At 65.6% G+C, this 7,998-nt stretch carries 8 protein-coding genes; 4 read left to right on the forward strand and 4 right to left on the reverse strand.

Going from position 1 to position 7,998, the window contains the following annotated elements:
* Positions 1–302 precede the first annotated feature (302 nt).
* The 3 genes from ITP53_RS52005 (at position 303) to ITP53_RS52015 (ending at position 2,177) form a co-directional block, all read left to right on the forward strand.
* Positions 303–1,106 carry an integrase core domain-containing protein gene (locus ITP53_RS52005; protein WP_328818605.1) on the forward strand — a complete coding sequence of 268 codons (804 nt, stop codon included), beginning with the start codon at positions 303–305 and terminating at the stop codon, positions 1,104–1,106.
* A 120-nt stretch (positions 1,107–1,226) separates the two neighbouring features.
* Complete coding sequence (locus ITP53_RS52010) at positions 1,227–1,529, forward strand: NucA/NucB deoxyribonuclease domain-containing protein (protein WP_207757641.1); 303 nt, start codon at positions 1,227–1,229, stop codon at positions 1,527–1,529.
* A 111-nt stretch (positions 1,530–1,640) separates the two neighbouring features.
* The gene (locus ITP53_RS52015) at positions 1,641–2,177 is read left to right on the forward strand and encodes a hypothetical protein (RefSeq protein ID WP_195902899.1); all 537 of its coding nucleotides are present in this window, start codon (positions 1,641–1,643) and stop codon (positions 2,175–2,177) included.
* Between the two features lie 103 nt (positions 2,178–2,280).
* Here the strand turns inward: ITP53_RS52015 and ITP53_RS52020 are convergent, their stop codons facing one another.
* Both ITP53_RS52020 and ITP53_RS52025 read right to left on the reverse strand, forming a co-directional pair.
* On the reverse strand, positions 2,281–3,504 hold the full coding sequence (locus ITP53_RS52020; protein WP_328818610.1) for an ISAs1 family transposase: 1,224 nt from the start codon (positions 3,502–3,504) through the stop codon (positions 2,281–2,283).
* 1,292 nt (positions 3,505–4,796) lie between these two features.
* Entirely contained in the window at positions 4,797–5,564 is a 768-nt protein-coding gene (locus ITP53_RS52025; protein ID WP_195902901.1) for an SDR family NAD(P)-dependent oxidoreductase, read from the reverse strand.
* A gap of 99 nt (positions 5,565–5,663) precedes the next feature.
* On the opposite strand from ITP53_RS52025, the gene ITP53_RS52030 reads away from it, so the two are divergent.
* Complete coding sequence (locus ITP53_RS52030; protein WP_195902902.1) at positions 5,664–6,320, forward strand: TetR/AcrR family transcriptional regulator; 657 nt, start codon at positions 5,664–5,666, stop codon at positions 6,318–6,320.
* A gap of 483 nt (positions 6,321–6,803) precedes the next feature.
* Here ITP53_RS52030 and ITP53_RS56690 read toward each other — a convergent pair whose 3' ends face one another.
* The gene (locus ITP53_RS56690) at positions 6,804–6,989 is read right to left on the reverse strand and encodes a hypothetical protein (protein WP_207757642.1); all 186 of its coding nucleotides are present in this window, start codon (positions 6,987–6,989) and stop codon (positions 6,804–6,806) included.
* A gap of 290 nt (positions 6,990–7,279) precedes the next feature.
* Positions 7,280–7,771 (reverse strand): helix-turn-helix domain-containing protein, encoded by a 492-nt coding sequence (locus tag ITP53_RS56695; protein WP_207757643.1) that lies wholly within the window; start codon positions 7,769–7,771, stop codon positions 7,280–7,282.
* Between the last annotated feature and the right edge of the window lie 227 nt (positions 7,772–7,998).

Below are 7,998 nucleotides of genomic sequence, written 5' to 3' on the forward strand. Positions count from 1 at the left end.
GAGCCATCGTGAACGGTCCTTCCGGGGGACGTGAGACCTCTCCCTTCGACCGTCACACGATGGCTCACTTTATGCCAGAGATCCGTCACTGATCGTCACGATTTACACCACTCCACGGGACGCCACCCAGCTGTTGTCTGTTGGCTGGCTGGCTGGCTGTGCTCCGCCGCCAGGTCGCCGCTCCCCGGCCGTCGTGGGCGGACCGGGCGATCCTTTCCGCGCTCGCGCGACTCCTGCCCCGGCGCCGCCGATGTCACCTGTTCGTCACACCGCGGACGCTTCTGCGTTGGCATGGCGACCTGGTGAAGCGGCGCTGGACCTACCCCAAGCGCGGGCCGGGACGGCCACCGGTCCGACCCACCCTTCGCACCTTGGTGCTGCGCTTGGCCGCCGAGAATCCGGATTGGGGTTACCGGCGCATCGCCGGGCAGATCGCCGGCCTGGGCCGGAAGGTGTCCCCGGCCACCGTGTGGGCGATCTTGAAGAGGGCCGGCTTCGATCCAGCGCCCCGGCGCGGCGGTCCGACCTGGTCGCAGTTCCTTAAGGCTCAGGCGTCCGGGATCTTGGCCTGCGACTTCTTCAGCGTCGAGACGGTCATGCTTGCGCGGCTGTACTGCTTCGCCGTGGTCGAGCACGCCACCCGGCGAGTCCGCGTGCTGGGGGTCACGGCGAACCCAACCGCTGGCTGGGTCGCCCAGCAAGCCCGCAACCTGGTACTCGACCTGGGCGATCGGATCGGTGATTTCCGATTCTTGATCAGAGACCGGGACAGCAAGTTCACCGCTCTGTTCGATGAGGTGTTCACGACCGAGGGCATCCGCGTCGTGCTCACCGCACCACAGGCTCCTCGGATGAACGCAGTCATGGAGCGGTGGGTGGGCAGCGTACGCCGCGAACTACTCGACCGGATCCTCATCATGAACGAACGCCACCTGCGCAAGGTCCTCGCCGAGTACGAGACCTACTTCAATAGGCAGCGTCCGCACCGGGCCCTGAAGCAGGCCAGTCCGCTGCGGGCGCTACCCGATCCGGTCGATGCGGACATCCATGTCTCCCGACGAGACCGGCTCGGCGGCCTCCTGCACGAATACGCCCAGGTCGCATGAGGTGACACAATAATCGGCACCCACAGCGCGTCTGAAAACAACAGGTGCCTGACCAGAGCTGAGGGAGACCGTGACGATCCAGACACCGTTCCGGGGCAGAATGACATAGCCCGGAAAAAAGTGTGCAAACTAGCCCCGATTCCAAGCGGCCTACAAAAGCCCTCATGCGACGAGTATCCCTTCGCCTCTACACACGAGGGTGCCGCCTCTGCGGGCTATAACATGTCGGTCGCAATCGTCGAGTGCAGAGACAACAACACTGCGGGCGCACTGCTCAACGGCTGGTACGACCGGGAACGCATCCTCGAGAAGGATCCCTTCTGGGTCGATGCGACCAAGAAGGGCGACACACCCCCCGAAGATGTCCCTCCACCAGACATCGCTCAAGTCGATACCTCCGGCTTCGGCGCGAGCTGTAAATAGTTGAAGCGTCGCCGTCCGCCGCCAGCCTCATCATCCAAGCGGCGGACGGCACGCCGATCTGTCAACCATAAACGTGGCCGACAGCACCACACGTCGACCAAAGGAAGAGCCATGATTGATGAGAGCTATACTCGCTGGTTCCGTGGGTACACCACTAACGTCCTCGCACTTACCTGGTGCTCCGCCACCACGACCGAGGATGTCCTGGCAGCCTACGGCATCTCGCCCGAGATCACGGAGCCGATGAACTTCCTAGGTGGCGATATCGATTTGCTCATCGGGCGTCTCGGCAACGGCACCATCATCATGGATTACAGCGTCGATTCTCCCACGCCCCAGACCCTTCCCGCCCTAGCGCAGTACGGTCCTTGTCTAAGCGCTGCATGGTGCGGCGACGTTCCGGCGATAGTGTCCTATTACGCTCACGACGGTCGCGTAGTGCGGTTCGACGCAAGCGAACGGGACTGGTACCCGGATCCCGATCTCGCCAGCGTTGAACAATGGATCGCCGCTACACCCGCCGGCACGGAAATATGGGACAATCGCTGGAGCCGTGCCATTCTTATCACCGCCGAAGCGCTGCTGCAAGCTGCTATTGACGAAGAATGGATGCGATCCACACACGTCGGCGTTACATTCCCCGAATAAACACCTACCTCCGACCGGAGCCGAGAGCGTTGCGACTCCTCACGCAGCAGCAGTAGTAGTGACCAACTTGTGGAACCTCACCTGGGCAGGGCTGAAGGAGTTCTCATATCGTGAGACCGAGGGCGATCAGCGGGTTTTGGAAGTCATCGCGGGCCCAGCGGGTGCCCTCGGCGATGTTGGTGTGGTTGAGCAGGCGTAACGCGGCGATCGCGTAGCTGCGCATGGTGGTCAGGATGGACGGCGTTGCCGCGGTGCGGACGCGGCAGCGGTCCTCGCCGAGAGTTACGTCTCGCACGTAATGATCTTTGTTTTCGATCGACCACTCGCCTCTGGCCAGCTCTGCCAGGCGGCGTGGGCCGGCCAGGGTCGCGGGCAGGCTGGTGACGCCCAGCACCGCGACGCTCGACAGCGGCTTGCCGGCCAGGTCATAGACATGGCGTTCGATCAGAAAGACCTGCTTGACGTGCGGGAAGCGGGTTCCGGCAGGGGCGGGCAGCACCTGGATGGTGCGGATCTCGATGCGGCCGTGACCGCGGTCGTAGGTGGCCCACTCGATCGGGACGTCCTTCCAGGCCAGGGCGTCGAGCTGGTCGAACAGGCCCGGCTGGTTGCCGCCGACCGGGAAGACGTAGAAGGCCTCACGCCGGTGCAGGTAGCGGGCATGAGCACGTTGAGTGTGGAGCCTGTCGGCGCTGATCACCACGTTCTTCAGGCAGCTGATCTGATCCAGCAGCGGCTGGAAGGCCTTGATCTCGTTCGACTTGGAGCCGACGTCGATCTGGGCGATCACGATGGCGTCAGTGGCCAGTTGCACGCCGAGCCGGTGCTGGGCGGCGTGGCCGGTGGTGGCGGTGCCGCGCTGGGTCTTGCCGTCGACGGTCATCGGGATCAGCTCGTCCGGGTCGTCGTACAGTTCGGGGATCTGGGCGGCTCGATGAGCGGCGTAGGCGGCGTCCACCTGCGCGGCGTTGACCTGCGCGATCGTGCGGCACACCGTGTCGGGATGCGGGGCTTGGAAACGGCCGGTCCGCCGGTCATAGCGGGCGCCGAGTTGCTCCAGCACCTCTTGCGGGGCGCGGGCGATCCAATGCCGGATCGCCGCGTACGACATCGCACCGGACACCAGCGCCGCCTGGACCAGCGCGAACATCACCACCAACGGGTGCCGTCGGCCACGCCGGTCCCGGGGATCGGGGATCTGCGCCCACACCTGGCGAAGATCGGCCAGGTCCACGGCCTCGCCGCAGGAGCCGCACTGTTCACGCAGGCCGGTGTCCTCCAGCGCGGTCGTGATGGCGGACAGGACGGGCGGCATGGCAGACTGCACAGACAACGAGGCCCCGTTGATCGGCTTGGTGTAGGAACCGCCGTTCTATGGGGCCTTGTTGCATGTCACGCCACCGCCACGCCGTACGCGATCAACCTGTGACCTGCCACTCCTCGCCCGGCTGTCTCACCATCCGAGAACTCCTCAAGCCCTGCCTCACCTGGGCCTGCCGAAAATTGCATCCATGCAGGTCAAGCGGCATGCGAGTACTCGTGAAGGACGCCGCCAAGCCGGTCTCGTCGGCGTATGTTCAGGTCGGTGATTCGCTCTGGATCTGTGATCGGGTCCGGGACAGTACGCAGCGGGGCGGCTTGGGCCAGGGCTCGATGGGCTCGGTGCTGGTCATAGAACAGTCCGTACTCGCGTTGGGCGTACCGCAGGTGGCGTTCGTTCCAGAGCAGGCAGCAGTCCAGGAGCTCGTGGCGGCGAGCCTGCACCCACCGCTCCATGATCGAATTCATTCGCGGCATCCGGATACCGGTGATCACACTCTGGATGCCGGGCCGACGCCGTCAACGGCCGCCGTATCTCACCACCGGCGCCAAACCAGGACAACGACCAGCCAGACACGTCTGGCACGTCAGTCTCAGCCACACCGCAACCATCGCTGATCCACTGAGACTGGCCATCCTGAATGAGAACCAGATCACCCCAAAGGATGCAGAACGTAACCGCCAGGTCACACTACTTGGCAGTGCCGCCCGATCCTGCTCCAGACGTACGCACTCCGATGAGACAGCGCCAGGCTCCCTGGGATCGAACAACCCCGACCGACCTTGGGCCAACAATACTGAGACACGGACCGTAACGGGCCGGATTCAGTGAGACAGGGTCGATTTATCAGCGACAGGACAAGAAGTAGCAGCACGGGGTCTGGGCGCAAGCACGTACGGCTCCCAGGCTGCCCATGCGCGCGATCCCGGCCACCACATGCCAATCCCCCCATACGCCGGTGAAGCACAGCCGGTATGTCGGGGGACGGCGTCTCGGTGTGGATCCGGTAGAAACGGCATTCGCCGGCTTCGCGCGGATCCGGTGGTGCCCCGGCGGATCTGTCTGGTACGCGGTTCGTTGCGCCGTCCAGGCGCAGTAACCGGCAGGCCGATTGCACAAGACGGCATTCCTCCGGGCACGCCCCCGGCGGGTTCTGTCCCCGACTGGGGGCAGACTCGCCGCGCCGACATACCCGCCGCCCTGCCCCAGGTTGCCGCTGAAGGGCCGAACTCCGCCCGATCGTTCGGATATGCAAGCCCAACATCATCGTTCATAACAGACACTGATGCCCCGAGGAGCTAGCGGAGGGTCAGGCCGCCGTCCACCTTGAGTACGGTGCCCGTCGTCCATGACGCCTGATCGGAGGCGAGATACACGGCGGCGTTCGCGACCTCCTCCATGCGGCCGATGCGGCCCATGGGGTAGGCGCTCTCCACGTAGCGTTCGTACGCTGTGCGCTGCCCGGAGGTCATCCGGCCGAGGAACTCGCGGTCGAAGGTAGGGGTCGCGATCGAGCCGGGGGCGATGGCGTTGACCCGTACCCCGAGAGGGCCCAGCTCGTTGGCGAGGGCGCGGGTGAGAGACTCGATGGCCCCTCTGGTGGCCGAATAGAGCGAGGAGGGGCGTCCCGCGACCATTGTGGCGGCCCAGTAGCTGGACATGTTGATGACCGTCCCCCGTGCCGCGGTGAGCGAGGGCAACAGGAGCTGGGTGAGGTGGAAGGGCGCCAGCAGGTTGACGTGCACCATGGCCTCCGCGTCGTCCAGCGTGAGGTCGGCCAGCGGTTTGAGGCGCGCCAGGCCGGCGTTGTTGACGAGGACGTCGACGCCGGCGTCGAGCCGGGCGACCGCGTCGGCCAGGGCCTGCAGGTCGGTCAGGTCCACGGCGAGGGTCCGCACCACCCTGCCCTTGGCCCGCAGCGCATCGGCCGTCTCGGCCAGCTTGTCCCGGTCGCGGGCGAGCAGCACGAGACTCGCGCCCTCGGCGGCGAACGACTCGGCGATCGCGCGCCCCAGCCCTTCGCTGCCACCCGTGATCAGTGCCGTACGCCCGGCAAGATGTTCCATGGTTCGCGTCCTTACTCCTGTAAACGGAAAGCCCTTCTCCGTTAATGGCGAGCCTACATTAACAGGAGAGGGGGTATCCGTTTTGGGTATGCTGCTGGTGTGCAGGACGAGAAAACCCGTACGCGTGGCGACGCTGTACGCAACCGCGAACTCCTGATCAAGGTCGCCCGGGAGGCCATGGCGGAGGTCGGCCTGGCGGTGTCCGTGAACGAGATCGTGCGGCGCGCCAGGCTGGGACAGGCGACGTTCTACCGACGCTTCGCCTCCCGCGAGGAACTGCTGTCCGCCGTGCTCGACGATGTGCTCGCCTCAGTCGAGGCAAGCCTCCAGGAGGCCGCCGAGAAGGATCCCGCGGCAGGGCTCCGGGAGGCGCTGCGCGTCCTCGTGGAGCACCAGTCCCGGCACCGGGGCCTTTACGACCTGCTCACCGGCGATTCGGCAGCGGCCGGAGGAACCTTCGCCGAGCAGCGGGCCCGGATCCGCGACCTCGTCCGCCGTATCGGCGAGCGGGCCCAGGAAGCGGGAGCCATGCATCCCGATACGCGATGGCAGGACCTGCCGTTCCTCGCCGGCTCGCTCGCGGCCGCGTCCTCATCCTGCCTCGGCATCGACGCCGACCCGGGACTGGCGGGCCGCATGCTCGGCACGGTACTGGCCGGCCTCCGCACAGGAACCACCGCATCGACCGACCACTCTGACGAAGTCCCGACTGCACCCGCTGCCTACGCCGCGACGCCCCCGCCCCGAGACGACTGACTCCAAATCATTCATACCCCGGCGGTAGCGGTGGTGCCTCGATCGATCCTTCAGGTCCTCGCCGGTTGCGGCGCGCCCCTGATGCCACGCGAAGTCACGTTCGCTGTCATCTCAAGCGATCACGCTTGGCGGTGTGCCGCTGCTTGGGCAGCGCGTTCAGATCCACTCGGAGCATCTGATCGGTCAGCGGCTTGAACGGATCCAGCCGGGACGGCCGGGGGCAGCGGCTTACGCGGGGTGGGCCAAACCGAGGCCAGCGCTTTTCCCTTACAACTCGACCTTGGACTTGGGCTGCACCAACCTGCGCCTGCGGAAAACCTCATCCACCCAGTTCAAGCTGCATGTGAGTACTCATGGAGGACCCCGCCGAGCCGGTCTCGCCGGCGTATGTTCAGCTCGATGAATCGCTCGGGATCCGTGATCGGATCCGGGACGGGATGCAGCGGGGCCGCTTGGTTCAGGGACTGGTGGGCTCGGTGCTAGTTATAGGTACAACCGTTCGTACTCGCGCAGGGCGTGCCGCAGGTGGCGTTCGTTCCACAGCAGGCATCGGTCGAGGAGTTCGCGGCGGCACGATTGCACCCACCGTTCAGTGATCGAGTTCATCCGCGGCATCCGGATACCGGTGAGCACGGTGGCGATGCCGGCCTCAGCAAGGACCTCGTTCATGAGCTCTGGGAACTTCCCATCTCGATCGCGGATCAGATAGCGCGCCCGGCAATGGGCGTTCATCGAGGTCCATCTCGAGGTTCTTCATCGCCTGGATGACCCATGTAGCACTTGGGTGCGCGGTGGTGCCGAGCACGCGGACGCGCCGGGTGGCGTGCTCGATGACCGCCAGGATGTACTGGTGCTGGACATTGAGCGTGACGGTCTCGATGAAATCACAAGCCAGAAGAGCCTGGGCTTGCGAGCGCAGGAAATCGGCCCACGTGGTGGACGCAATCTGGGGCGCCGGATCAGGACCTTCCTGCTTGAGGATCTCCCAGACCGTGGACGCCGCAACGTTTGATGCCCAGCGTGGCGAGCTTTCCGTGCACCCGCCGATAGCCCCAACCGGGGTTCTCCCCCACCAAGCGCAGGATGAGGGCACGGATGGAGCGGACCGTGGGCGGGCGCCCCGGCCGCTTCGGCTGGCAGGTACGGGCATGACGCCGCTTCATCAGATCGCGATGCCAGCGCAGGACGGTATCCGGCCGGACGACAAGCCGCAGCCTGCGCAGGACCTCCCGCGGCAACGATGCCAGGAGCGCAGCGAGAAAGGCCCGGTCCTCCGGAGCGAATCTCAGCTTCGTGTCGGCGCCGAGCTGCCGTTCAAGAACGGCGATCTGATGACGCAGGGTAGGTATCTCGACGTCCTTGTCCCGATCTCCCAGCGGCAACAACCTCAGCGCGGCAAAGACGTTCGTGACCTCAGATAGGCCAGGCGAAGGAGCACAACCGATCATCATGCCGCACTTGCCTCCCTGTCCTGATGGTCGGAACTCGCGCACCCCACGCGAAGCCCTCACAGGGGCATGACGTGGGCGGATGAAATTTTCGGCAGGCGCACTGTGGCACATCCTCCCGGCCATCGACATGGCCCGCGCCAACCTGGCCCTCGGCGCCCTGACGGGCGGGCGGCCCATCTGGACACCGCGCGGGTCGTGGCGGGCAGCGTCGTGTCCACAGCGGCGGC

Origin of the sequence: Nonomuraea cypriaca (assembly GCF_015645445.1) — a bacterium.
Classification (GTDB): Bacteria; Actinomycetota; Actinomycetes; order Streptosporangiales; family Streptosporangiaceae; genus Nonomuraea; species Nonomuraea cypriaca.

Bases quoted from the DNA above. Each gene is read 5' to 3' on its own strand.
- ITP53_RS56695 (WP_207757643.1), bottom strand. From the start codon at position 7,771: ATGATGATCGGTTGTGCTCCTTCGCCTGGCCTATCTGAGGTCACGAAC.
- ITP53_RS56690 (WP_207757642.1), bottom strand. From the start codon at position 6,989: ATGAACGAGGTCCTTGCTGAGGCCGGCATCGCCACCGTGCTCACCGGT.
- ITP53_RS52015 (WP_195902899.1), top strand. From the start codon at position 1,641: ATGATTGATGAGAGCTATACTCGCTGGTTCCGTGGGTACACCACTAAC.
- ITP53_RS52025 (WP_195902901.1), bottom strand. From the start codon at position 5,564: ATGGAACATCTTGCCGGGCGTACGGCACTGATCACGGGTGGCAGCGAA.